Below are 23797 nucleotides of genomic sequence, written 5' to 3'. Positions count from 1 at the left end.
TCGCCCGGCGGGGCGGGGCGGTGGCCGGAAAGCGCGGTGAGCGCGCGTCAACTTCTGTTGCGAGACTGTGGCACGTTCGGGCCCCCTCCGGTTGAGAAACGTTCCGCCCCCACCCCTAGACTGGTGCTTCAGCAGGTGGCCTCCGCTCGAAAGGCGTGCCCAGTGACCATCGGCAAGTCCCCCCACAGCTCCGCCCCCGACTCCTCCGCGCCCGCCGCCGCCGAGGAGTCGAGCCGTACCACCGGCGGGCCGAGCATCGGGCGGATGCTCGCCAGGGCCCGGATCGACGCCGGCCTGACGGTCGACCAGGTGAGCACCCGGACCAGGATCCGGGTGCCGATCGTGCACGCCGTCGAGTCCGACGACTTCGACCGCTGCGGCGGCGCCTTCTACGCCCGCGGCCACCTGCGGCTGCTGGCCCGCGAGGTCGGCCTGGACGGCGAGGCGCTGGTCGCCCGCTACGACGCCGAGCACGGCGGCGCGCCCTCGCCGACCGCTGGACAACTGCTCGACTCCGGCCCGATCAAGGTCAAGGACCACAACCGCCCGAACTGGACCGCCGCGATGGTGGTGGCGATCGTCGCCGTGGTCGCGCTGATCGGCTACAACCTGGTCGGCTCCTCGTCCTCCGGCGGCGACCAGCCCGGCGCGGCCAGCGCCCCGCTGCCCTCCGGCGTCTCCGCCCCCGCCACCACCTCCCCGTCCGCCCAGCCGCCGGCCCCCGAGAGCAGCGTCGCCGCGATCGCCGCCGCGCCCGCCGACAAGGTCACCGTCAAGCTGGTCGCCGGGCAGGACAAGAGCTGGGTGACCGCCAAGGACGGCAACGGCAAGTCGCTGTACTCCAACAACCTGGAAGCCGGCCAGGACCAGACCTTCACCGACGGCAAGAAGATCACCCTGGTGATCGGCAACGCCGGGGCCGTCCACCTGTTCGTCAACGGCAAGGACCTCGGCCCGGCCGGCCAGGACGGCCAGGTCGTGCACCTCGCCTACACCCCCGGGGACCCGCAGGCGGGCTGAACCGGGACGATCCGCCCGCCGAAGCAACGCGCGCGCCCTCCGGGGGGAACTCCACCGGGGGGCGCGCGTTAATCTTGGCGTCATGCCTGAAACCCGCACTGTCGCCCTGGTCACGCTCGGATGCGCCCGCAACGAGGTCGACTCCGAGGAACTCGCCGGGCGACTCGAGGCCGACGGCTGGCGGCTGGTCGACGACGCCAGCGAGGCCGACGTCGCCGTCGTCAACACCTGCGGGTTCGTCGAGGCCGCCAAGAAGGACTCCGTCGACGCCCTGCTGGAGGCCAACGACCTCAAGGGGCACGGCCGCACCCAGGCCGTGGTCGCCGTCGGCTGCATGGCCGAGCGCTACGGCAAGGAACTCGCCGACGCCCTCCCCGAGGCCGACGGCGTGCTCGGCTTCGACGACTACGCCGACATCTCCAACCGCCTGAACACCATCCTCTCCGGCGGCCACGTCGAGGCCCACACCCCCGGGACCGCCGCAAGCTGCTCCCGCTCACCCCGGTCGAGCGGCAGGCCGCGGCCGCCGCGATCGCCCTCCCCGGCCACGGCGCCCCCGCGGACCTCCCCGACGGCGTCGCCCCCGCCTCCGGCCCGCGCACCCTGCGCAAGCGGCTGGACGACGCCCCGGTCGCCTCGATCAAGCTCGCCTCCGGCTGCGACCGCCGCTGCTCGTTCTGCGCCATCCCGGCCTTCCGCGGCTCCTTCGTCTCCCGCCGACCCAGCGACGTGCTGAACGAGGCGGTCTGGCTGGCCGGGCAGGGCGTGCGCGAGGTCGCCCTGGTCTCCGAGAACAACACCTCCTACGGCAAGGACCTCGGCGACATCCGCCTGCTGGAGACCCTGCTCACCGAGATCGCCGCGGTCGAGGGCATCGAGCGGGTCAGGGTCAGCTACCTGCAGCCCGCCGAGATGCGCCCCGGCCTGATCGACGTGATGACCGGCACCGACAAGGTCGTCCCGTACTTCGACCTGTCCTTCCAGCACTCCGCGCCCGCCGTGCTGCGCCGGATGCGCCGCTTCGGCTCCACCGAGCAGTTCCTCGGCCTGCTGGAGTCGATCCGGGCCAAGGCCCCCGAGGCCGGCGCCCGCTCCAACTTCATCGTGGGCTTCCCCGGCGAGACCGAGGAGGACTACGCGGAGCTGGAACGGTTCATCACCCACGCCGGCCTCGACGCCATCGGCGTGTTCGGCTACTCCGACGAGGACGGCACCGAGGCCGCCGGCTACGACGGCAAGCTCGACCAGGACGTGGTCGACGACCGGGTCGCCCGGCTCTCCAAGCTCGCCGAGGAGCTCACCGCGCAGCGCGCCGAGCAGCGGATCGGCAGCGAGGTCACCGTCCTCGTCGAGTCCGTCGAGGACGGGGTGGTGGAGGGCCGGGCCGTCCACCAGGCCCCGGAGACCGACGGCCTGACCACCCTGCTCGGAGCCCCGGACGCGGTGGTCGGCCGGTTCTACCGGGCCACCGTGACGGGCACCGAAGGCGTCGACCTGATCGCCGAGGCGATCGAGGTCCCGCAGCCCGCCGGAGCCGACGTATGACCAAGGGGCCGGGGGCCCCGGCCGCCACCCGGCCGACCCCGGCCGCGGTCCCGCCGGAGCCCGGCCTGTGGAACATCGCCAACGTGCTGACCATGTTCCGGCTGGTGCTCGTCCCGGTCTTCGCCGCGCTGCTGTTCGCCGGCGGCGGCCACGACCCCAAGTGGCGGGCCCTCGCCTGGGCGGCCTTCGCCATCGCGATGATCACCGACGTCTTCGACGGCGCGCTGGCCCGCCGCAAGGGCCTGGTCACCGACTTCGGGCGGATCGCCGACCCGATCGCCGACAAGGCGATCATGGGCACCGGCCTGATCGGCCTGTCCCTGCTCGGCGACCTGCCCTGGTGGATCACCGCGGTGATCCTGGCCCGGGAGCTCGGCATCACCCTGATGCGGTTCTGGGTGATCCGCTACGCCGTCATCCCGGCCAGCCGCGGCGGCAAGATCAAGACGCTCGCCCAGGGCACCGCGGTCGGCATGTACGTGCTGGTGCTCACCGGGCCGCTGGCCACCGCCCGCGCCGTGGTGATGGGCGTCGCGGTGCTCCTCACCCTGGCCACCGGCCTCGACTACGTGCTGCAGGCCGTCCGGCTGCGCCGGGAGGGCATCGCCCGGGAGCGCCGCGGTGAGTGAGGGCGCCGCGGCCGCCCGGGTGCTGGCCGCGCTGAAGGCCGACGGCGCCACCCTGGCCGTCGCCGAGTCGCTCACCGGCGGCCTGCTGGCCGCCGCCCTGGTCCGGGTGCCCGGCGCCTCCGCGGTGTTCCGGGGCTCGGTCACCGCGTACGCCACCGACCTCAAGGCCTCCGTGCTCGGCGTCGACGAGGGCCTGCTCGACGTGCACGGCCCGGTCCACCCCGTGGTGGCCCGGCAGATGGCCGAGGGCGTGCGCCGCCTGCTCGGGGCCGACTGGGCGCTGGCCACCACCGGCGTGGCCGGCCCCGACCCGCAGGACGGGCAGCCGGTCGGCACCGTGTACGTGGCGCTCGCCGGACCGGCGGGAACAGAAGCGCTCCCGCTCCGGTTGTCGGGTGGGCGTGACACGATCCGGCACGGATCGGTGGACGCCGCGCTGGAGCTGCTGCTCCGGCGGCTGGCGTCCGGGCAGGTCTGAGCTTCGCCGAGGACCCGGTGCGGTGCGCCGAAAACCCGCGAACCCGCCGCACCCGGCGGGGGAACGTGTTACACCGGAGGCTCCGGTCGGGCCGCCCCGGCCGGGAGCAGGCGCGTCGACCCGGCGTCGACCGCGCGTCCGGAGCCGGACATCTGCCCGTCACGGGTGGTTCGACGGCCCCGGAGGGGAAGAAACAGGGAGGGGGCGCCTTGCAGCCCAGAGTGAACACGACCCCGGTCCCGGCACGGGATGCTGGCAAGGCGGTACGGTGGGGTCGTGACATCTCGATCCGCAGTCCGAGGAGGGAGGCACCGATGATCCTGCTCCGTCGCCTGTTGGGCGATGTGCTGCGTCGGCAGCGCCAGCGCCAGGGCCGCACACTCCGCGAGGTGTCGGCAGCCGCCAGGGTTTCGCTCGGTTACCTCTCCGAGGTCGAGCGGGGACAGAAGGAGGCGTCCTCCGAGCTGCTCTCCGCCATCTGCGACGCGCTCGACGTGCGGATGTCGGAGGTCATGCGGGAGGTCAGCGACGAACTGTCGCTCGCCGAACTTGCGGCGATGGCGACACTCTCGGAGGGTGATCTGCTGAGGCCGGTGCTCGAACCGGTTCCGCTGCCGGCGCCCGGTGTCGACCGGTCCGGGTCCATCTCGCCCAAGGCGGCGATGGACGTGGTGGCGGCCTGACCGGACCTCGACCGTCCCGCTGGTGCGGGACGCCGGGTGAAGGAGGGCCACGATGCGGAGTGCGCGCAGTGCGCTGCTGCTCGGTGCGACGGCACTGGTCGGCCTGGGCCTGATACTGCTGCTGATGGGCGGCACCGCGATACACGGCGGTGCCGCCCTCGGCGTGCTCGCGGCCGGCTGGTGGGGCGTGGGGCTGATCCCGGTGCACGCCAGGACCGTGCCCGAGCCCGCGCGGCAGGAGGCCGCACCGGGCCCGGGCCTGCCGCGGCCCGGCCCGCCCGGCGCGGGGGACGCTCCCCCGGGCGGGTGAGGCGCGCCCCCGCTACCGGAGCCGGTAGCCCTTCGGGGTGGGGTGGAAACCGGCCGTTTCCAGCCGGGGGCCCAGGGGGCTGGTGAGGGCGGGGTGGCCGTTGACGCGCTCCACGGTGAGCGGACCGGCCAGCGCGGCCAGGGCGGCGTCCAGCGCGGGGCCCTCGGCGGGCCAGGCCAGCAGCGACCTGCCGCCGCGCTCCAGGTACAGCACCAGCTCGCCGTCGACCAGGGCGACCAGCGCGCCGGCCTTGCGGGCCGGGCGGTGGGCGGCCGCGGTGTCGGCGGGCGGCTCCGGCCAGGACAGGGCCGCGCCGTACGCGTTGGCCGGGTCGGCGGCGGCCAGCACCAGGGCCTGCGGGGCCTGCCCGGCGGGCTCGGCGGACCACTCGGCGCCCGCCGTCCGCTCCAGCCGGGAGCTGACCGAGCGCAGCCGGTCCGCGGCGCCGTCCATGGCGAACTGGGCGCCGCCCAGGCCCTCGACGAAGTACCCGCGGCGGGCCCGGCCGCGCTCCTCGAACGCCGACAGCACCCGGTAGACGCCCGCGAAGCCGCCCGGGACGCGCTCGGTGGCCACCGCGCCCCTGGTCAGCACGCCGTGCCGGTCCAGCAGGGCCTGCGCCCGGGCGGCGGCCCGCACCGTGGCCTCGCCGCCGAGGGCGGGCAGCAGCGACCAGCGGCCGACCGCGGTCGGCGGGCCGGTGCGGGAGGCCGGGCGGGCCAGGCCGCGGGCGGCGCCGCCGTAGCGGCCGCGCGGGGTGGCGCGCGGGGCGCGGTGCGCGGTGGCGCCGGCGGTGCGGCCGGAGCCGAGCAGGCCGCGCAGCGGGGCCAGGGTGTCGTTGGTGACGTACCCGGCCCAGACCAGGTCCCACAGGGCATCGGCGATCTCGGCGTCCGGGGTGTCCGGGACGCGCTCGGCGAGCTGGCGGAAGAACGCGCCGTAGCCGCCGGTCAGCGCCTCCAGCAGGGCGGTGTGCACCGGGCCCGGGGTGAGCGGGAGCGGCTCGGGGCGCAGCAGGTGGGCGTTCTCCGGCAGGTGCAGGCTGATCCAGCCGTCCTTGCCGGGCAGCGCGCCCGCGCCGGACCAGCCGACCTCGCCGGCCGCCATCAGCTCGTCCAGCAGGGCGGGGGAGTAGTCGGACAGCCGGGCGGGCAGCACCAGCTTCTCCAGGGCGGAGGCGGGCAGCGCGGTGCCCTGGAGCTGCTCGACCACCCGGTAGAGGCCGTCGGCGCCGCGCAGGCGGTGCCCGGCCAGGTGCTGCCACTGCGGGAGGAAGGCGGCCAGGGCCTTCGGCGGGACGGCCTCCACCTCGTGCCGCAGGGCGGCCAGCGAGCGGCGGCGCAGGCGGCGCAGCACCTCGGTGTCGCACCACTCCGGGGTGGTGCCCGTCCCGTCGGGCCGGAACTCGCCCTGGACCAGGCGGCCGGCGGCGGTGAGGCGGTGCAGGGTGCCGGTGACGACGGCGCTGCCGAGGCCGAAGCGCTCGGCGGCCTCCTGCGCGGTGAACGGGCCGTGGGTGCGGGCGTGCCGGGCCAGCAGGTCGCCGAGCGGGTCCTTGACCGGCTCGGTGAACGCCTCGGGGACGCCGACCGGCAGCGGGGTGCCCAGGGCGTCGCGCAGCCGCCCGGCGTCCTCGATCGCGGCCCAGCGCAGGGCGCCGCCGATCCGGACCTGGATCGCCCGGCGGGCGGCCTCCAGCTCCAGCGCCCAGAGCGGTTCGGCGCCGCGCTCGGCGAGTTCGGCCTCGGCGAGCGGGCCGAGCAGGCGCAGCGCGTCGGCGACGCCCTCGGCGTCCCTGATCCGGCGCTCGGGGGTGCGGCGCTGGAGCTCGGCCTCCAGGTCGGCGAGGACCTGCGGGTCGAGCAGTTCGCGCAGCTCGGCCTGGCCGAGCAGTTCGGACAGCAGCCGGGAGTCCAGCGCGAGGGCGGCGGCCCGGCGTTCGGCGATCGGGGAGTCGCCCTCGTACAGGAACTGGGCGACGTAGCCGAACAGCAGGGAGCGGGCGAACGGGGACGGTTCGGGGGTGGTGACCTCGACCAGGCGGACCGCGCGGGACTCCAGGTCTCCCATCAGCTCGACCAGGCCGGGCACGTCGAAGACGTCCTGCAGGCACTCGCGGACGGCCTCCAGGACGATCGGGAAGGAGCCGTACTCGGCGGCCACCTCCAGGAGTTGGGAGGCGCGCTGGCGCTGCTGCCACAGCGGGGTGCGCTTGCCGGGGTTGCGGCGGGGCAGCAGCAGGGCGCGGCCGGCGCACTCGCGGAAGCGGGCGGCGAACAGGGCCGAGCCGCCGACCTGGTCGGTGACCAGCTGCTCGATCTCGGCGGCGTCGAAGACCGCGGCGTCGGCGCCGACCGGGGCCTCGTCGGCGGGCGCCGCGGCCGCGGCGGAGGGGAAGTCGGCCAGCAGGTCGGCGTCCGGCAGGCGCAGCACGATGCCGTCGTCGGCGTGCATCACCTGCGGGTCCAGGCCGTGCTTCTCGCGCAGCCGGGCGCCGATGGCCAGGGCCCACGGGGCGTGCACCTGGGCGCCGAACGGGGAGTGCACGACGATCCGCCAGTCGCCGAGCTCGTCGCGGAAGCGCTCGACCACGATGGTGCGGTCGTCGGGCAGGTGGCCGCAGGCCGCGCGCTGCTCGGCGAGGTAGGCGAGCAGGTTGGCGGCGGCCCAGTCGTCCAGGCCCGCCGCGTGCAGGCGCGCGGTGGCCCCGGCGGGCTCCAGGGCGCCGATCTCGCGGACGAACGCGCCCACGGCGCGGCCGAGTTCGAGCGGGCGGCCGAGGGTGTCGCCCTTCCAGAACGGGAGCCGGCCGGGGACGCCGGGGGCGGGGGTGACCAGCACCTTGTCGTGGGTGATCTCCTCGATCCGCCAGGAGGTGGTGCCCAGGGTGAAGACGTCCCCGACCCGGGACTCGTAGACCATCTCCTCGTCCAGCTCTCCGACCCGGCCGCCGCCCTTCTTCCCCGTTTTTGAATCAGATGCAGTGGCCCCGGCGATGAAGACGCCGAACAGGCCGCGGTCGGGGATGGTGCCGCCGGAGGTGACGGCCAGCCGCTGGGCGCCGGGGCGGCCGGTGACGGTGCCGGCGACGCGGTCCCAGACCAGGCGGGGGCGCAGTTCGGCGAAGGCGTCGGACGGGTAGCGGCCGGCCAGCATGTCCAGCACGCCGTCGAACGCGGACTGCGGGAGGGTGGCGAACGGCGCGGCGCGGCGGCACAGGGCGAGCAGCTCGTCCACGTCCCAGGTGTCCAGGGCGGTGATCGCGACCAGCTGCTGGGCCAGCACGTCCAGCGGGTTGCGGGGCACCCGCAGGGCCTCGATCCGGCCGCTGCGCATCCGCTCGGTGACCACGGCGGACTGCACCAGGTCTCCCCGGTACTTGGGGAAGAACACGCCCCGGGAGACCGCGCCGACCTGGTGCCCGGCCCGGCCGACCCGCTGCAGGCCGGAGGCCACCGAGGGCGGGGACTCGACCTGCACCACCAGGTCGACGGCGCCCATGTCGATGCCCAGCTCCAGGCTGGAGGTGGCCACCACGGCGGGCAGCCGGCCGGCCTTCAACTCCTCCTCCACCAGGGTCCGTTGCTCCTTGGAGACCGAGCCGTGGTGGGCCCGGGCGAGCAGCGGCGGGGCGCCCGCGGCGGCCCCCGAGCCGCCCATCAGCTCGGCGGGGGAGTGCGCCTCGGGCAGCGGGGCGCCGGTGGCCCGCTCGTAGGCGATCTCGTTCAGCCGGTGGCACAGCCGCTCGGCCAGCCGGCGGGAGTTGGCGAACACGATGGTCGAGCGGTGCGCCTGGACCAGGTCGACGATCCGCTCCTCGACGTGCGGCCAGATCGAGGACTGCCGCTGCGGGTCGGACTCCTCGGCGGGCGCGGCGGGCAGGTCGGCCAGGTCCGGGACGGGGACCACCACGGACAGGTCGAAGCGCTTGTCGCTGCCGGGCTGGACGATCGCGGCGCCGCGCCGCGGGCTGAGGTAGCGGGCGACCTCCTCGACCGGGCGGACGGTGGCGGACAGGCCGATCCGGCGGGCCGGGCGGTCCAGCAGCTCGTCGAGGCGCTCCAGGCTGAGCGCCAGGTGCGCGCCGCGCTTGGTGCCGGCCACCGCGTGCACCTCGTCCAGGATCACCGTGTCGATGCCGCGCAGGGCGTCCCGGGCGGCGGAGGTGAGCAGCAGGAACAGCGACTCGGGGGTGGTGATCAGGATGTCCGGCGGGTGGGTGGCGAACTTCCGGCGGTCGGCGGCCGGGGTGTCGCCGGAGCGGATGCCGACCCGGACGTCCGGCTCGGGCAGACCCAGCCGGACGCCGGCCTGCCGCAGGCCGGTGAGCGGGGCGCGCAGGTTGCGCTCCACGTCGACCGCGAGGGCCTTCAGCGGGGAGACGTAGAGCACCCGGCAGCGGCGCTTCGGGTCGGCCGGGGGCGGGGTGGCGGCCAGCCGGTCCAGGGCGGAGAGGAAGGCCGCCAGCGTCTTGCCGGAGCCGGTCGGGGCGACCACCAGCACGTCCGTCTCCAGCCGGATCGCCGCCCAGGCCCGGGACTGCGCCTCGGTGGGGGCGGCGAACGCCCCGGTGAACCAGGCCCGGGTGGCCGGGGCGAAGCCTTGCAGCGGATCAGCGTCGGAGGTGCCCATGCCCCCATGGTGCCCCGACAGGCTGACAGGTCACGGAACGGTCACCGTCTGACCCAACCCCGTGCAGCAAATCGTACAAATCGCTCATATCGTGAGGAACCGGACCCGATCCCCGGTGTCCGGCCCTGCCTGACGAGCGGAGACCGTGCGATGGAGCAGGTGAGCCAAGCCCGCAGCGACACCCCCGCCACCCGCCGGCGCCGCAGCGTCCGGGTGCTCGGGGCGACGCTGCTCACCGGACTGCTGCTCGGCGGCGCCGTCCCCTACGTCACCGGCACCGGCGACACCTACCTCAGCTACCTGGTGCTGGACGAGCGCACCGACGCCCGGGGCGCCGAGCACGCCGCCGACCAGGCCCGGGCGCTCGGCGGCAAGGTCGTCCAGGACTACCCGCAGATCGGCGCGGTGCTCGCCTACGCCGGGCCCCGGTTCGCCGGGAAGCTGCGGCAGCGGCCCGGGATAGCCGCCGTCGGCGCCACCCGCACCGTCCCGGTGCCCTCCCCGCCCCGGCCGCTGGCCGGCGCCGCCTTCGACACCGGCACCGCGCACGGCCCCGGGGCCGCCGCACTGCCGCTCGGGGACGCCGTGCCGCCCGGGGACACCGCGGAGGGCGCCGACGACTCCACCGCCACCGTGCCCGACCCCGGCGAGCAGTCCGACTGGAACCTCGCCATGATCGGCGCCCTCGACCGCCCCGCCGGACGCGGCGCCGCGCTGCTGCGCCCGCCGGTCGCCGACCGCGGCACCGCGCCCTCCGCCGACCGGGCCGCCGTCCTGCCCACCGCCCAGCAGCTGTCCAAGGTCACCGTCGCGGTGCTGGACTCCGGCGTCGACGACACCCACCCCGACCTGCGGGCCGCCGTCGACCCGGGCGCCTCCGCGTCCTGCGCCGACGGCCGCCCCGACTCCCGCAGCGGCGCCTGGCGGCCCGACGACGCGATCAACGAGAGCGGCCACGGCACCCACGTCGCCGGGATCGTCGGCGCCGCCCGCGACGGCCACGGCGTCACCGGCGTCGCCCCCGGCGTGCGGATCGCCGCCGTCCGGCTGCTCGGACCGCTCGGCCAGTACTACGCCGAGAACATCGTCTGCGGCATGCTCTGGGCCGCCGACCACGGCGCCCGCGCCATCAACGACAGCTACTTCGCCGACCCGTGGAAGTACAACTGCCCCGAGGACGCCAACCAGGCCGCGCTGGCCGCCGCCGTCGGCCGGGCCGTCGCCTACGCCCAGCGCAAGGGCGCCGTGGTGGTCGCCTCGGCCGGCAACGACGGCCAGGACCTCAACGCCGGACGCACCGACCGGCGCAGCCCCAACGACCGCACCACCGGCCCCCCGGACGACCGGCAGCTCGGCACCGAGTGCATCCGGCTGCCCGGCGAACTGCCCGGCGTGGTCACCGTCACCGCCGTCGACCGCAACGGCCTGCCCGCCGGGTACAGCAACTACGGGCGCGGCAAGGTCTCCATCGCCGCCCCCGGCGGCGACCCCGACGGCGGCACCCAGGGCGCGGTCGTCTCCGACTGGCCCGGCGGCCGGTACGCCGCCCTGGCCGGCACCTCGATGTCCGCCGCGCACGTCACCGGCGCGGTCGCCGTGGTCGCCGCCCGGCACCCCGACTGGAGCCCCGACCGGATCTCCGCCGACCTCGCCCGGGCCGCCGACGAGAACTGCACCAAGGCCCTGCCGCTCGGCTGCCAGGACCGCGACTTCTACGGCGCCGGGATCCTCGCCCTGCCCGCCGACTGACCCCGGGCGGTGCCGCCGGTGCCCGATACTGGGCGCATGAGGCTGACCGAGTTCTGGCGACGGATGCACGAGCACTTCGGCGAGGCGTACGCCGAGTCCTTCGCGCAGGACCACGTGATGGGCGAGCTCGGCGGCCGCACCGTCCGGCAGGCGCTGGACGCCGGGTGGGAGGCCAAGGACGTGTGGCGGGTGGTCTGCGCCACGCAAGGGGTGTCGTCCCGGCTGAGGTGAGATTATCCGCCCCGCCGTGGGTGAGACTGTCCCGGTGGCGAGCAGCGCAGAGCACCCCGACCCGACGGCCCCCGGCCGGACGACCCCCGACACCCCGTTCGACACCCCGGCCGAGGCCGGGCCCGGCACCACGGACCGGGCCGCCGAGGCCGTGGCGGCCGCCGACGCCGAGACGGCGCGCACCGCCGCCGCCCGGCTGCTGCGCCGGGCCGACACCGGCAGCGGCGCGATGCCCCGCTGGCTGCCCCGGGCGATCCTGCTGGCGCTGCTCGGCGTCGGCCTGTTCCAGCTCGCCGACTGGGCGTTCCACCAGCTGATCGACCTGTTCGTGATGCTGCTGGTGGCGTTCTTCCTGTCGCTGGCGATGGAGCCCGCCGTCGACCGGATGGCCGCCCGCGGGATGCGCCGCGGCCTGGGCACCTTCCTGGTGTTCATCGGCCTGGCCCTGGCCGTGGCGGGCTTCCTGGCCTCGCTCGGCACCCTGCTGGTCGACCAGATCACCCAGATCGCCGGGAAGCTGCCGCAGCTGCTCCAGGACCTGATCAACTGGATCAACCACACCTTCCGCACCGACCTGTCGCTCGACCAGCTCCAGCACCAGGTGCTCAAGGACTCCGGCACCATCGAGAAGTACACCCAGCAGGCCGCCGACAACGTCTGGGGCGTCACCGGGACCGTCATCGGCGGGCTGTTCCAGGCCTTCACCGTCGGCCTGTTCACCTTCTACTTCACCGCCGAGGGCCCCCGGGTGCGGCGCACCGTCTGCTCGCTGCTGCCGCCGTCCAAGCAGGGCGAGGTGCTGCGGGCCTGGGAGATCGCGCTGGCCAAGACCGGCGGCTACCTGTACTCCCGGGCGCTGCTCGCGCTGATCTCCACCCTCGCGCACTGGGCGTTCTTCGCCGCCATCGGCCTGCCGTACGCGGCGGCGCTGGCCGTCTGGGTCGGCGTCATGTCGCAGTTCGTGCCGACCATCGGCACCTACCTGGCGGGCGCGCTGCCGGTCCTGGTCGGGCTGACCGAGCGGCCGGTGGAGGCGCTGTGGGTGCTGGTCTTCGTGATCGTCTACCAGCAGATCGAGAACTACCTGCTGCACCCGCGGATCACCGCGAAGACCGTCGACGTGCACCCCGCCGTCGCGTTCGGCGCGGTGATCGCCGGGGCCGCGCTGCTCGGCGCGGTCGGCGCGCTGATCGCCATCCCGGTCGCCGCGACGCTGCAGGGCTTCGTCGGGACGTACGTGCGCCGCTACGAGGTCGAGGACGACCCGCGGATCGACCGCGGCGAGGAGCGGCGCGAGCGGCGGCGGCACACGGTGCGGCGGCTGCGGCGGATCATGTCGGGCGGCTCGGACGGTCCGGGGCGGGCCGGTGGTTCGGGTGCGGACGGTACTGGTGGGGGCCGGGCGGAAGGGGAGCGGCGGGAGGAACCGCCGGGGGAATGACCCGGCGGGTAAGCGTTTGGTGCCTCCTCAGGGCTCTGGATGGGTGAGGAGGTGTTCATGGGAGAGAAGCAGAACGGTCCGGACGACGAGTTCCGGACGTTCATCGTGGGGGCCTGGCCCTGGCTGCTGCGGACGGCGTACCTGCTGACCGGCGAGCAGCACGCCGCCGAGGACCTCGCGCAGTCCGCCGCCGAGCGGACCTGCGCGGCCTGGTCGAAGGTCCGCCGGGCCGACGACCCGCACAGCTACGTGCGCCGGATCATGGTCAACCAGCACGCCCGCCGCTGGCGCCGCCGGGCCCCCGAGGTCCTGGTGGAGGCGGTGCCGGACGCGGCCGGGCCCGAGGACGGGTACGCCAGGTCGGACCAGCGCCGGATGCTGATGGCGGCCCTCGCGGGGCTGCCCGCCCGGCAGCGGCAGGCCGTGGTGCTGCGGCACTGGGAGGACCTGAGCGACAGCCAGGCGGCCGCGGCGATGGGGTGCTCGGCCGGTGCCGTGCGCAGCCACGCGGCGAAGGGGATAGCCAGGCTGCGGGAGACCGCGGACCTGGGGGAACTGAAGGACATGACTCGGATCGGGGGTGCGGTGTGACCACGGGTGACAGCGGAGCGCGGGGCAACGGCGAGATGTGGGTGGAGCTGGGCCTCGCGGGGGCCGCGGCGGAGGTGCGGATCGGGTCGGTCCCGGTCGCGGGCATCGAGGCCGGCGGGCGGCGGATCCGGCGCCGGCGGCGCACCGCGGTCGGCGCGCTGGCGCTGGCCTCGGTGGTGGTCCTGGGCGGCGGCACGGCGGCCGGGCTGCACGCCGGGCCGGCCGGGACCGGCACCGCGCGGGCGATCGGGCCGGCCGGCGGCGGCGCGGGCGGCAGCCTGGTCGGGGCCGGCGACGACGGCACCCCGGCCTCCCCGTCGGCGGCCGCCCGGGACCCGTTCGCGCCGGTCCGGGTGGTGATCGGGCAGGGCGTCGTCGACGGCAAGGAGTGGAAGCTCTGGGAGGCGCTCTGGCCGGTCGCCCCGCAGGAGCGGGCGTACGAGCAGGCGGTGGCGGTCTGGCAGGAGCGCAGCGCCGTCGACCCCTCGCTGGACAAGCCCACCGAGGCGTACGTCCAGCAGTACTGGCAGCCGAACGAGGACGTCGTCGACACCTACGCGACGCTGGACGGCGTCCGGCAGAAGTACGACGAGCAGGGCGGCTACCCGGCACCCGGGCACCTGGAGCCGTGGATGGCGACCACCTTCAACGGCGGCCTGATGGGTCCCCGGGCCAAGGACGACCACCCCGGGCCGCTGCCGGTGACGCTCGCCGTGATGGCGTTCGGGCCGGACATCGCCAAGGTGGTGGTGACCTGGAGCGACGGCAGCGTGGTCGAACCGCAGCTGGTCACCGTCGGGGACTCCCCGTACCGGCGGATCGTGGTGCCGGAGCAGGCCGGGAAGCGGGTGGTGTCCTGGCAGTTCTTCGACAAGAGCGGGGCCGAGGTGCCGAACGCGGGCGAGGAGATGCTCAAGTAGCCCGGGCGGGGGCGGGGGCCCGGTGCCACGGCCGGGCGGTCGTGGGGCCGGGCCCCGCCCGTTCCGGGGGCGGTGAGGTGCGAGACTGGAATCGAACAAACGTTCTTTGTACTCTTCGGTGCGGAGTTTTCCACAGGCCGAGCCCGTCCGGGGCCGATTGTCGGTGGGACGCGCTAGCGTCGATGACGATGAAGCGCACAGGACAGAACCCGAGGGTGGAAGCCATGGCAGGAACGGACCGCGAGAAGGCCCTGGAGGCCGCACTCGCCCAGATCGAGCGGCAGTTCGGCAAGGGCTCGGTGATGCGGCTCGGAGAGAAGGCGAACGAGCCGGTCGAGGTGATCTCCACCGGATCCACCGCCCTCGACGTGGCGCTCGGCGTGGGCGGCATCCCGCGCGGCCGGGTGGTCGAGATCTACGGCCCCGAGTCCTCCGGCAAGACCACCCTGACCCTCCACCTCGCCGCCAACGCCCAGAAGGCCGGCGGCACCGTCGCCTTCGTCGACGCCGAGCACGCGCTCGACCCCGAGTACGCCAAGAAGCTCGGCGTGGACACCGACGCCCTGCTGGTCAGCCAGCCGGACACCGGCGAGCAGGCGCTCGAGATCACCGACATGCTGATCCGCTCCGGCGCGATCGACCTGGTGATCATCGACTCGGTGGCCGCGCTGGTGCCGCGCGCCGAGATCGAGGGCGAGATGGGCGACTCGCACGTCGGCCTGCAGGCCCGCCTGATGAGCCAGGCGCTGCGGAAGATCGCCGGTGCGCTGAACCAGTCGAACACCACCGCGATCTTCATCAACCAGCTGCGCGAGAAGATCGGCGTGATGTTCGGCTCGCCGGAGACCACCACCGGTGGCCGCGCGCTCAAGTTCTACGCCTCGGTCCGCCTCGACATCCGGCGGATCGAGACCCTGAAGGACGGCACCGAGGCGGTCGGCAACCGCACCCGCGTCAAGGTGGTCAAGAACAAGGTCGCCGCGCCGTTCAAGCAGGCCGAGTTCGACATCCTCTACGGCGTGGGCATCAGCCGCGAGGGCGGCCTGATCGACATGGGCGTCGAGCACGGCTTCATCCGGAAGTCCGGCGCCTGGTACACCTACGAGGGCGACCAGCTCGGCCAGGGCAAGGAGAACGCCCGCAACTTCCTGAAGGACAACCCGCAGCTGGCCGACGAGATCGAGGCCAAGATCAAGGGCAAGCTGGGCATCGGCCCGAAGCTCCCCGAGGCCGAGGGCGACGCCGCCCCCGCCGTGGAGATCCCGGCCGCGGCGGCCCCCGCGAAGGCCGCCGCCAAGAAGACGGCGGCCGCTGCCAAGAGCTGATCCGTTGACACGCCACCAGCACCACCACCCGGCACCGGGTCCGTCCGAGGACGGGCCCGGTGCGGGCGTTCCCGGGGACGACGGGAGCAGCAGCGGACACGGCGAGAGCGGCAGCGGCAGCGGCCGCGGCGACGGCTACGGCGGTTGGTCCGGCGGCGGGGACGGGCCGCCGGACTGGTTCGCGGCCGGCGCGGAGGAGGAGGCGTCGGACGGGCCGCCGGACTGGTTCGCGGCGGTGGCCGAGGAGCCGCCCGGCGCGGGGGCGGGCGGCGGGGGCGGGGCCGCGCGGGTGGCGGATCTGGGGGAGCTGCCCGGGCTGGTGCGGGCGTCCGAGCTGGCCGGAGGACGGCGGCGACGGCGCAGTGCGCTGGGGGAGTTGCCGGTCGCGGAGCCGGAACCGGTGGCGGCGGAGCGGCCGCGGGCCCGGCGACGGGCGAAGGCCGAGCGGGGGGAAGAAGGGGAGGAGAGGGGCGAGCGGGAGCCGCGCCAGGGCCGGCGCGGGCGGGCTGCCGAGCCGGCGGGCGATCCGGCCGACCGGGCCCGGGACATCTGCCTGCGGCTGCTCACCGGAGCCGCCAAGTCCCGCAAGCAACTGGCCGATGCGCTGCGCCGCAAGGAGATCCCGGACGAGGTCGCCGAGCAGGTGCTGGACCGGCTGGAGGAGGTCGGGCTGATCGACGACGCCGCCTTCGCCGAAGCCTGGGTGGAGTCCCGGCACGCGGTGCGCGGCCTGTCCCGGCGGGCGCTGGCCCAGGAGTTGCGCACCAAGGGCGTCACCGGGGAGACCGCCGAGCGGGCCCTGCTCCAGGTGGACGCCGAGGACGAGTCGGAGGCCGCCCGGGCGCTGGTGGACCGGAAGTTGCGCTCCACCGCCGGGCTGGACCGGGACGTGCGGATCCGGCGGCTGGTCGGGGTGCTGGCCCGGCGCGGCTACGCCGAGGGCCTGGCGTTCCGGGTGGTGCGGGAGGCGCTGGCGGAAGAAGGGGTGGAAGACGGGGTGGAAGACGGAACGGAGGAGCCGGACGACTGAGCGGTCGGACGACTGGGCGGTCGGGCGGCTGGGCGGTCGGACGGCTGGGCGCGGATGTCGGAACGGAACGGGCCGGGTGGTGGTGGGATTTGATGACTGGTGATCAGTTCATCGGAGTCAATTCTCGATCGCATCTTGACCGTTTCGTAACCTCGGCCTAGCCTCACACTCAGTGGTAGGACGATCGCGGAGGTCGCCTCAGCGGCAGCGTGAGCAGGACGGGGAGTGGCCGGATGGGCATCGCTCAGGGCACCGAAACGGGTTCCTCCCTGCTGCTGGCGGCCGGAGTGCTGATCGGCGCCCTGGTGCTGGTGCTGGCCGCCGGGTTCCTGATGCTCCGTCAGCGCCGGGCCGAACTCGACCGCCGCGAGGAGCGGCTGACCTCCGAACTCCACCGTCTGCACGTGCACGAGGACGAACTCGCCGCCCGCGCCGCCGACTCCGAGCGGGTCCGCGGCGAACTCGCCGACCAGGCCGCGGAGAACCGCCTGCTGCTGGAGCACACCGCCGGGCTGACCGCCGTGCAGGCCCGCGAGGAGATCGTCCGGGCCGCCGAGTCGGAGGCCCGCCGGGAGGCCGCGCTGACCGTCCGGGAGATCGAACGGCGGGCCGTCACCGAGGGCGAGGGCCGGGCCCGGGAGATCATCGCCGCGTCCATCCAGCGGCTGGCCGCCGAGCACACCGCCGACACCGTGGTCACCACCCTGCGGCTGCCCAGCGAGGACATGAAGGGCCGGGTGATCGGGCGCGAGGGCCGCAACATCCGCGCCTTCGAGGCCGTCACCGGCGTCAACCTGATCGTCGACGACACCCCCGGACTGGTGCAGCTCTCCTGCTTCGACCCCGTCCGGCGGGAGAGCGCCCGGCTCACCCTGGAGGCGCTGCTGGTCGACGGGCGGATCCAGCCCGCGCGGATCGAGGAGGAGCACGAGCGCAGCCGGGCCGAGGTCGAGCGGCTGTGCGTCCGGGCCGGGGAGGACGCGCTGCTGACCGTCGGCATCGGCACGAGCGGCGAGATGTCGCCCGAACTGGTCCGCACCCTCGGGACGTTGCGCTACCGGACCTCGTACGGGCAGAACGTGCTCGGGCACCTGGTGGAGTCCGCGCACCTGGCCGGGATGATGGCCGCGGAACTCGGCGTCGACCCCGAGCCGGTGCGGCGGGCCGCACTGCTGCACGACATCGGCAAGGCGCTCACCCACCGGGTGCCGGGCAGCCACGCCGCGATCGGCGCGGAGTTCGCCCGGCGGCACGGCGAGGCGGAGGAGGTCGTGCACGCGATAGCGGCGCACCACGGCGAGATCGAGGCCAAGACCGTGGAGGCGGTGCTCACCCAGGCAGCCGACGCCTGCTCGGCCGGGCGGCCGGGCGCGCGCAAGGAGTCGGTGGAGGCGTACGTGCGCCGGCTGGAGCGGCTGGAGGAGATCGCCCGGGCGCACGAGGGCGTCACCAAGGTGTACGCGATGCAGGCCGGGCGGGAGGTCCGGGTGATGGTGCAGCCGGAGGCGGTGGACGACCTGCGGGCGCAGGAGATCGCCAAGGAGGTGGCCCGGCAGGTGCGGGAGGAGCTGACGTACCCGGGGCAGATCCGGATCACGGTGGTGCGGGAGTCGCGGGCGACGGAGGTCGCGCGGTAGGGGAGGTAGGGGTCGGGAGGTAGAGGCCGGCAGGGAGGGCGCGCAGGGAGGGGCGCCCCGGGGCGGCAACTGGCTGTCGGGGGCGCGATCTTGCGGGGGCGGGGGTGGTTGGGTGCGCAGTTCCTCGCGCCCCTGGGACGGCGGGCGTGGTCGTGTTCGTGCGGGGGCGGGGGTGGTTGGGCGCGCGGTTCCTCGCGCCCCCCCCGGGGGGCGTCCCCTATCCCCTGGCTTCCTGTTCCAGGCCCGGCTGGGGGGAGAGGGGGGCGGTGAGGGCGTGGAGGGTTTCGGGGTGGAGGCCGGGGGTGGTGCCGAGGAGGTGGCCGTCGGGGCGGACCAGGAGGACGGTGTGGGGGGTGGCGCCGGGGTAGGTGTCGGTGACCAGGACCTCGGTGGGGACGGGGAGGGCGGCGGCGAGTTCGGCGAGGCGGGGCATCAGGCCGGCGCCGAGCCAGTGTTCGGCGGACCAGACGGTGGTGCCGGGGGCGACCAGGACCAGTAGGAAGGGGCCGCCGAGTCGGGCCCGGAGGGTGTCGGCGGTGCCGTCGGCGGTGACCACCGGGAGGTCGGGGACCAGCACGCCGGGGGCGGTGGCCGGGAGTTGTTCGGTCAGGGAGGTGCCGCGCTGGGCGCCGCGCTGTTCGGGGACCCGGGGGGCGACGCCGGAGGGGGCGGCCGGGTAGGCGGGGGCGCCGCCGAAGCGGCCGGTGCCGAGTTGGCCGTCGGCCAGGAGCGGGGCGTTCTTGCGGAAGGAGCCGGAGAGCAGCGAGCGGCGGGTCTCGGCCCAGCCGCGCAGCGGGCGCAGCAGCGGCATGCTCTGGTCGACGGCGCGCAGCCGGGCGCCGACCGCGCCGCGGCGTTCGGCCTCGTAGCCGTCGAGCAGGGCGCGGTCGGCGCGGTCGCCGGTGGGGGGCAGGTGCCGGGCGAGGGCGAGCCGCCAGGAGAGGTTGTCGGCGTCGCGCAGGCCGTCGGCGAGGTTCTGCATGCCGAGGGCGCCGTGCAGGTGGGCGGCGTCGCCGGCCAGGAAGCAGCGGCCGGTGCGGAAGCGGCCGGCCAGGCGCTGCTGGTAGGTGTGGTCGGCGGCGGCGAGGAGTTGGTGGGGCGGGAGTTCGCCGCACCAGCCGGTCAGCGCGGAGGTGACCCGGGTGAGCAGGGTGTCGCCGGTGACGATGCCGGGCCAGGTGGCGTGCGGGTCGACGGGCTCGGTGGGCTGGGGGCGGCCGGGGGGCAGCCGCCAGTCGAGCCGCCAGAGGCCGTCGGGCAGCGGGCGGGCGGAGGCTTCGCGGTCGCCGCGCCACGGGGGTTCGCGGTGGATCCGGGCCTCGCCGGGGAAGGGCAGGTCGACCCGGACGGTGGCGACGGCGTGCCGGTCGACGGCGGGGCGGCCGGGGAAGCGGACCTTGAGCAGTTTGCGGACGGTGGAGCGGGCACCGTCGCAGCCGACCAGGTGGCTGCCGTGCCACCAGGCGTCCTGGCCGGCGGAGGTGGTGCGGACCGTCACCCCGTCGTGGTCCTGGGCGAGTTCGACCACCTTGTGGCGGGGGAGCAGGCGGATCAGCGGGGTGGCGGCGACGGCGTCGCGCAGGCCGCGCTGCAGGCGGTGCTGGGCGAGGTGCAGGACGGGTTCGGCGTCCAGCGGCAGGCGCAGCACCTCGGTGCGGCGGCGCCAGATGGTGAAGGCGTCCCAGCGGGCGGCGTCGGAGACCACCCGGGTGTAGCCGATCCGGGCCAGGAAGGCGGTGGTGTCGCCGCCGAGCACGACGGTGCGGGGGCTCTCCGGGCTGACGCCGGTGCCCTCGTCCAGGACGGTGCTGGGGACGTCGTTGCGGGCCAGGGCGAGGGCCAGGGCGAGGCCGACCGGCCCGGCCCCGACGATGATCACCGCGTCCATGTCGGGGCCTTCGGGCGGGCGGCGGCGGCCGCCGGTGCGTCATATGCCGGGTGGGAGGTCCCAGGTGGTGTCACGAAGAGCAATGCAACAGATCACCTGGGTGTCCGTCAAGCAGCGGCTGCGCCGCGACGGGTCGCGCCGCGGCGGCCGCGGGACTCGATCCAGCGGGCCAGGCCGCCGAGGGCGAGGCACATGACGATGTAGATCGGGGTGATCACCAGGACGACCGGGATGTACGGGTAGCCGTCGGAGTTGGAGGCGATCAGCTTGCCCACGTACAGCAGCTCGGAGTACGTGATGATGTAGCCGAGCGAGGTGTCCTTGAGGGTGACGACCAGCTGGCCGATGATCGCGGGCAGCATCGTCCGGACCGCCTGCGGGACGAGCACCAGGCTCATCACCTGGGTCTTGCGCAGGCCCAGGGCGTGGGCGGCCTCGGCCTGGCCGCGCGGGACGGCGTTGATGCCGGAGCGGATGATCTCGGCCTGCACGGCGCCGTTGTACAGGACCAGGCCGATGACCAGGCCCCACATCGGCTTGGCGGTGAACACCGCCTGGTACAGCGCGAAGATCATGATGACCAGCGGCATGGCCCGGAAGAACTGGACCACGACGGTGCACACCGCCCGCACCGGGCGGTGGTCGGACAGCCGTCCGACCGCGAGCAGGGAGCCGAGGACCAGCGAGCCGGCCGCGGCCAGCGCGAAGGTCTCCAGGGTGGCCAGCACGCCGTCGAGGATCCGCTGCTGGACGGCGGTGTACTGGAAGGCGTCCCACAGCGAGGCGTCGAACTGGCCCTGGTCGGCCAGGGTGGCGACGACCCACCAGAGCAGGGCGGCGATGCCGAGCGTGCCGATCACGCCGGCCACCAGGTAGCGCCGCCGGGCCCGCGGGCCGGGGACGTCGTACAGGACGGAGGCGGTGCGGGTGCTCATCGGGCCACCGCCGTGCGCCGCTCCAGGGCGGAGAAGACCGCGCCGACCGCGAAGCTGATCACCAGGTAGGCCAGGGCGACCCAGAAGAAGATGGCGAAGATGGCGTAGCCCTTCTCGGTCAGGGTCTTCTGCACGCTGAACAGCTCGAACACGTTGAAGGCACCGCCGATGGCCGAGTTGCGGGGCAGGGCGATGAACACCGAGCCCATCGGCGCGAGCACCGCGCGGGCCGCCTGCGGCAGCACCACCAGGCCCAGGGTCTGGCCGAAGCCCATGCCCAGCGAGCGGGCGGCCTCGGCCTGGCCCAGCGGCACGGTGTTGATGCCCGCGCGCAGCACCTCGCAGACGAAGCTGCCGGTGTAGATGCTGAGCGCGGCCACCGCGGCGGTGAAGCTGCTGATGTGCACGTCCAGCCGCGGCAGCACGAAGGTCACCGCGAAGAACATCAGGGTCAGCGGGGTGTTGCGGAAGATCGTCACCCAGGCTGTGCCGAAGCCCCGCAGCACCGGGACCGGCGAGACGCGGAAGGCCGCCAGCATGAAGCCCAGCAGCAGGGCGAACAGGGCACTGAGCGCGCTCAGTTCGATCGTCCCCAGGAACCCGCGGACGAACAGCGAGAAGTTGCCGTCCTCGAACGGTATGCCCATGCCGGCGGCCCTCCTTTCTCGGTATCGGTCGGGACGGGCGTCAGGAGGCGGTGGTCGGGTCCAGCTCGGGGACCGCCGGGGCGGCGGAGCCGGACAGGCCCAGGGTGGCGTCGTACGCCTTCTTCCAGTCGCCGTTGTCCTCGTGCTTCTTGAGGGCGTCGTTGATCGCCTTCTGCAGCACCGCGTCGCCCTTCTTCAGGCCGATGCCGTAGCGCTCCTTGGAGAACGGCTCGCCGACGACCTTGAGCTTGCCCTGGTTCTTCGCGGCGTAGCCCTTGAGGATCGCGTCGTCGGTGGTGACCGCGTCGACCTCCTTGGTGAGCAGCTTCTCCACGCAGAGCGAGTAGCTGTCGAAGGTGGTGACCTTGGCGTTGTAGGTCTTGATGTTGTCGACCGAGGTGGACCCGGTGACGGTGCAGACCGCCTTGCCCTCGGTGGACTTCGCGTCCGTGATGGCGGTGTTGTCCTTGTTCACCAGCAGCGACTGGCCGGCGATGTAGTACGGGCCGGCGAAGTCGATCTGCTTCTTGCGGTTGTCGTTGATCGAGTAGGTGCCGACGTAGTAGTCGATCTGGTCACCGGCGATCGAGGTCTCGCGGGCGCTGGAGTTGATGGTGGTGAACTGGATCTGGTCCGGGGAGAAGCCGAGGTCGGCGGCGACCATCTTGGCGATCTCGATGTCGAAGCCGTTGCGCTTGCCGGTCTGCACGTCCTCGAAGCCGAGGAACGGCTGGTCCGACTTGGCACCGATGCGGAGCTTGCCGGCGGCCTTGGCCTTGGTCCACACCGGCGAGCCGTCCAGCTTGGCGTCGGCGTTCACCTGGTAGGTGGGCAGCTGCGGGGCGGCCGAGCCGCCCTTGTTGGTGTCCGAGTTCGGCGTTCCGTCCTTGCCGCAGGCCGCGACCGCGGTCAGGGCGAGCACGGACAGGGCGGCGGCTACGGTACGACGGGCCTTCATGCGGTCGTTCTTCTCCTCGGTAGGGGCCATCGCTGGCTCCGGGCAAATTGCGAACTGACGCTAGATCAATGGCTGGCTCAGTGGTGCAGGATCTTCGAAAGGAAGTCCTTGGCGCGGTCGCTGCGCGGCGCGGTGAAGAACGCCTCGGGGGTGTTCTGCTCGACGATCCGGCCGTCCGCCATGAACAGGACGCGGTTGGCGGCCGAGCGCGCGAAGCCCATCTCGTGGGTGACCACCACCATGGTCATGCCCTTGGCGGCGAGCGAACGCATCACCTCCAGCACCTCGTTGACCATCTCCGGGTCGAGGGCCGAGGTGGGCTCGTCGAACAGCATCACCTTGGGGTTCATCGCCAGCGCGCGGGCGATCGCCACCCGCTGCTGCTGGCCGCCGGACAGCTGGGCGGGGAACTTGTCGGCCTGCGCGCCGACGCCGACCCGCTCCAGCAGTTCGCGGGCGGTCTTCTCGGCCTCGGCCTTCGGCACCCGGCCGACCTTCACCTGGGCCAGCACCACGTTCTGCAGCACGGTCTTGTGCGCGAACAGGTTGAAGGACTGGAACACCATGCCGACCTGGGAGCGCAGCCGGGCCAGTTCGCGGCCCTCGGCGGGCAGCGGACGGCCGTCCACCTCGATGGTGCCGGAGTCGATGGTCTCCAGCCGGTTGATGGTGCGGCACAGCGTGGACTTGCCGGAGCCGGACGGGCCGATCAGCACCACGACCTCGCCCTGGGCGATCTCCAGGTCGATGTCCTGCAGCACGTGCAGCGCGCCGAAGTGCTTGTTCACCCCGCGCAGCGACACCAGCGGGGCGGCCCCGCCGTCCTCGGGCTCGCGCAGGTCGGCACTGTTCTCGGTCATCGCGGCTCGCTCCCTCGTCCTGCCAACCCGGGCCAACGCGCTGGGGCCGCAGAGCCGGTGATGGTCCGTCTGATGTCCGGGGGCCGGAGCCGGCGGAGCCCACGGCCCCCGGACTGGGGTGACTTTAGGCAGGTACACGACTCCTCGTCAGCCGATCTGAGCTGAACTTGAGGATCACGGTTCGGCTACGCCGGGTAGTCGACGGGTAGCGGATACCGGCTGGGTAACGGACCGGCCAACCCGGTTGACCGGGTGACGCCGGATGGGCATGGATGCCAGGATGGCCCG

Annotated in this window: 19 protein-coding genes and 1 pseudogene; 14 read left to right on the top strand and 6 right to left on the bottom strand. The window is 74.3% G+C overall.

The features are described from left to right. Nucleotides 1–162 precede the first annotated feature (162 nt). The 6 genes and pseudogenes from EDD39_RS33890 (at nucleotide 163) to EDD39_RS33865 (ending at nucleotide 4665) form a co-directional block, all read left to right on the top strand. Entirely contained in the window at nucleotides 163–1020 is an 858-nt protein-coding gene (locus tag EDD39_RS33890) for a helix-turn-helix domain-containing protein (RefSeq protein ID WP_123563306.1), read from the top strand. Nucleotides 1021–1102: 82 nt separating this feature from the next. Then, nucleotides 1103–2565 (top strand): annotated as a pseudogene (gene rimO, locus EDD39_RS33885) (30S ribosomal protein S12 methylthiotransferase RimO). Further along, nucleotides 2562–3194 carry a CDP-diacylglycerol--glycerol-3-phosphate 3-phosphatidyltransferase gene (gene pgsA, locus EDD39_RS33880; protein WP_123563304.1) on the top strand — a complete coding sequence of 211 codons (633 nt, stop codon included), beginning with the start codon at nucleotides 2562–2564 and terminating at the stop codon, nucleotides 3192–3194. Before rimO ends, pgsA begins: the two are co-directional and overlap by 4 nt. Then, complete coding sequence (locus EDD39_RS33875; RefSeq protein WP_208765708.1) at nucleotides 3187–3672, top strand: CinA family protein; 486 nt, start codon at nucleotides 3187–3189, stop codon at nucleotides 3670–3672. Before pgsA ends, EDD39_RS33875 begins: the two co-directional genes overlap by 8 nt. Before the next feature lie 314 nt (nucleotides 3673–3986). Then, on the top strand, nucleotides 3987–4355 hold the full coding sequence (locus tag EDD39_RS33870) for a helix-turn-helix domain-containing protein (protein ID WP_030457965.1): 369 nt from the start codon (nucleotides 3987–3989) through the stop codon (nucleotides 4353–4355). Between the two features lie 52 nt (nucleotides 4356–4407). Beyond that, on the top strand, nucleotides 4408–4665 hold the full coding sequence (locus tag EDD39_RS33865) for a hypothetical protein (protein WP_123563302.1): 258 nt from the start codon (nucleotides 4408–4410) through the stop codon (nucleotides 4663–4665). 12 nt (nucleotides 4666–4677) lie between these two features. Here the strand turns inward: EDD39_RS33865 and EDD39_RS33860 are convergent, their stop codons facing one another. After that, nucleotides 4678–9297 carry an ATP-dependent helicase gene (locus EDD39_RS33860; protein WP_123563300.1) on the bottom strand — a complete coding sequence of 1540 codons (4620 nt, stop codon included), beginning with the start codon at nucleotides 9295–9297 and terminating at the stop codon, nucleotides 4678–4680. A 150-nt stretch (nucleotides 9298–9447) separates the two neighbouring features. Between EDD39_RS33860 and EDD39_RS33855 the strand changes: the two genes are divergently transcribed. From EDD39_RS33855 to rny, 8 genes are all read left to right on the top strand, one after another. Further along, nucleotides 9448–11046 carry a S8 family peptidase gene (locus EDD39_RS33855; protein ID WP_123563298.1) on the top strand — a complete coding sequence of 533 codons (1599 nt, stop codon included), beginning with the start codon at nucleotides 9448–9450 and terminating at the stop codon, nucleotides 11044–11046. A gap of 36 nt (nucleotides 11047–11082) precedes the next feature. Beyond that, the gene (locus tag EDD39_RS33850) at nucleotides 11083–11277 is read left to right on the top strand and encodes a DUF3046 domain-containing protein (RefSeq protein WP_123563501.1); all 195 of its coding nucleotides are present in this window, start codon (nucleotides 11083–11085) and stop codon (nucleotides 11275–11277) included. A 34-nt stretch (nucleotides 11278–11311) separates the two neighbouring features. Then, entirely contained in the window at nucleotides 11312–12718 is a 1407-nt protein-coding gene (locus EDD39_RS33845) for an AI-2E family transporter (protein ID WP_425269791.1), read from the top strand. A 57-nt stretch (nucleotides 12719–12775) separates the two neighbouring features. Beyond that, entirely contained in the window at nucleotides 12776–13309 is a 534-nt protein-coding gene (locus EDD39_RS33840) for a SigE family RNA polymerase sigma factor (RefSeq protein WP_123563296.1), read from the top strand. Next, on the top strand, nucleotides 13306–14229 hold the full coding sequence (locus EDD39_RS33835) for a hypothetical protein (protein ID WP_123563294.1): 924 nt from the start codon (nucleotides 13306–13308) through the stop codon (nucleotides 14227–14229). The genes EDD39_RS33840 and EDD39_RS33835 overlap by 4 nt, the downstream gene beginning before the upstream one ends. A gap of 224 nt (nucleotides 14230–14453) precedes the next feature. Beyond that, nucleotides 14454–15554 (top strand): recombinase RecA, encoded by a 1101-nt coding sequence (gene recA / locus EDD39_RS33830; protein WP_030457973.1) that lies wholly within the window; start codon nucleotides 14454–14456, stop codon nucleotides 15552–15554. Nucleotides 15555–15558: 4 nt separating this feature from the next. Next, nucleotides 15559–16584, top strand: coding sequence for a regulatory protein RecX (locus EDD39_RS33825; protein ID WP_123563292.1), 1026 nt, complete (start codon nucleotides 15559–15561; stop codon nucleotides 16582–16584). 233 nt (nucleotides 16585–16817) lie between these two features. Beyond that, nucleotides 16818–18221 carry a ribonuclease Y gene (gene rny, locus EDD39_RS33820; RefSeq protein WP_244257406.1) on the top strand — a complete coding sequence of 468 codons (1404 nt, stop codon included), beginning with the start codon at nucleotides 16818–16820 and terminating at the stop codon, nucleotides 18219–18221. A gap of 217 nt (nucleotides 18222–18438) precedes the next feature. Here the strand turns inward: rny and EDD39_RS33815 are convergent, their stop codons facing one another. The 5 genes from EDD39_RS33815 to EDD39_RS33795 form a co-directional block, all read right to left on the bottom strand. Beyond that, entirely contained in the window at nucleotides 18439–20109 is a 1671-nt protein-coding gene (locus EDD39_RS33815) for an FAD-dependent monooxygenase (RefSeq protein WP_123563288.1), read from the bottom strand. Between the two features lie 107 nt (nucleotides 20110–20216). Continuing rightward, complete coding sequence (locus EDD39_RS33810) at nucleotides 20217–21044, bottom strand: amino acid ABC transporter permease (protein WP_123563286.1); 828 nt, start codon at nucleotides 21042–21044, stop codon at nucleotides 20217–20219. After that, entirely contained in the window at nucleotides 21041–21691 is a 651-nt protein-coding gene (locus EDD39_RS33805) for an amino acid ABC transporter permease (RefSeq protein WP_030457978.1), read from the bottom strand. Before EDD39_RS33805 ends, EDD39_RS33810 begins: the two co-directional genes overlap by 4 nt. Nucleotides 21692–21731: 40 nt before the next feature. Beyond that, on the bottom strand, nucleotides 21732–22649 hold the full coding sequence (locus EDD39_RS33800) for a glutamate ABC transporter substrate-binding protein (protein WP_123563500.1): 918 nt from the start codon (nucleotides 22647–22649) through the stop codon (nucleotides 21732–21734). Between the two features lie 77 nt (nucleotides 22650–22726). Continuing rightward, on the bottom strand, nucleotides 22727–23509 hold the full coding sequence (locus EDD39_RS33795; protein WP_123563284.1) for an amino acid ABC transporter ATP-binding protein: 783 nt from the start codon (nucleotides 23507–23509) through the stop codon (nucleotides 22727–22729). Nucleotides 23510–23797: the final 288 nt, after the last annotated feature.

Source organism: Kitasatospora cineracea (assembly GCF_003751605.1).
Classification (GTDB): Bacteria; Actinomycetota; Actinomycetes; order Streptomycetales; family Streptomycetaceae; genus Kitasatospora; species Kitasatospora cineracea.
The sequence above is the reverse complement of the archived record's forward strand: the minus strand, read 5'-3'. Positions and strand labels throughout refer to the sequence as shown.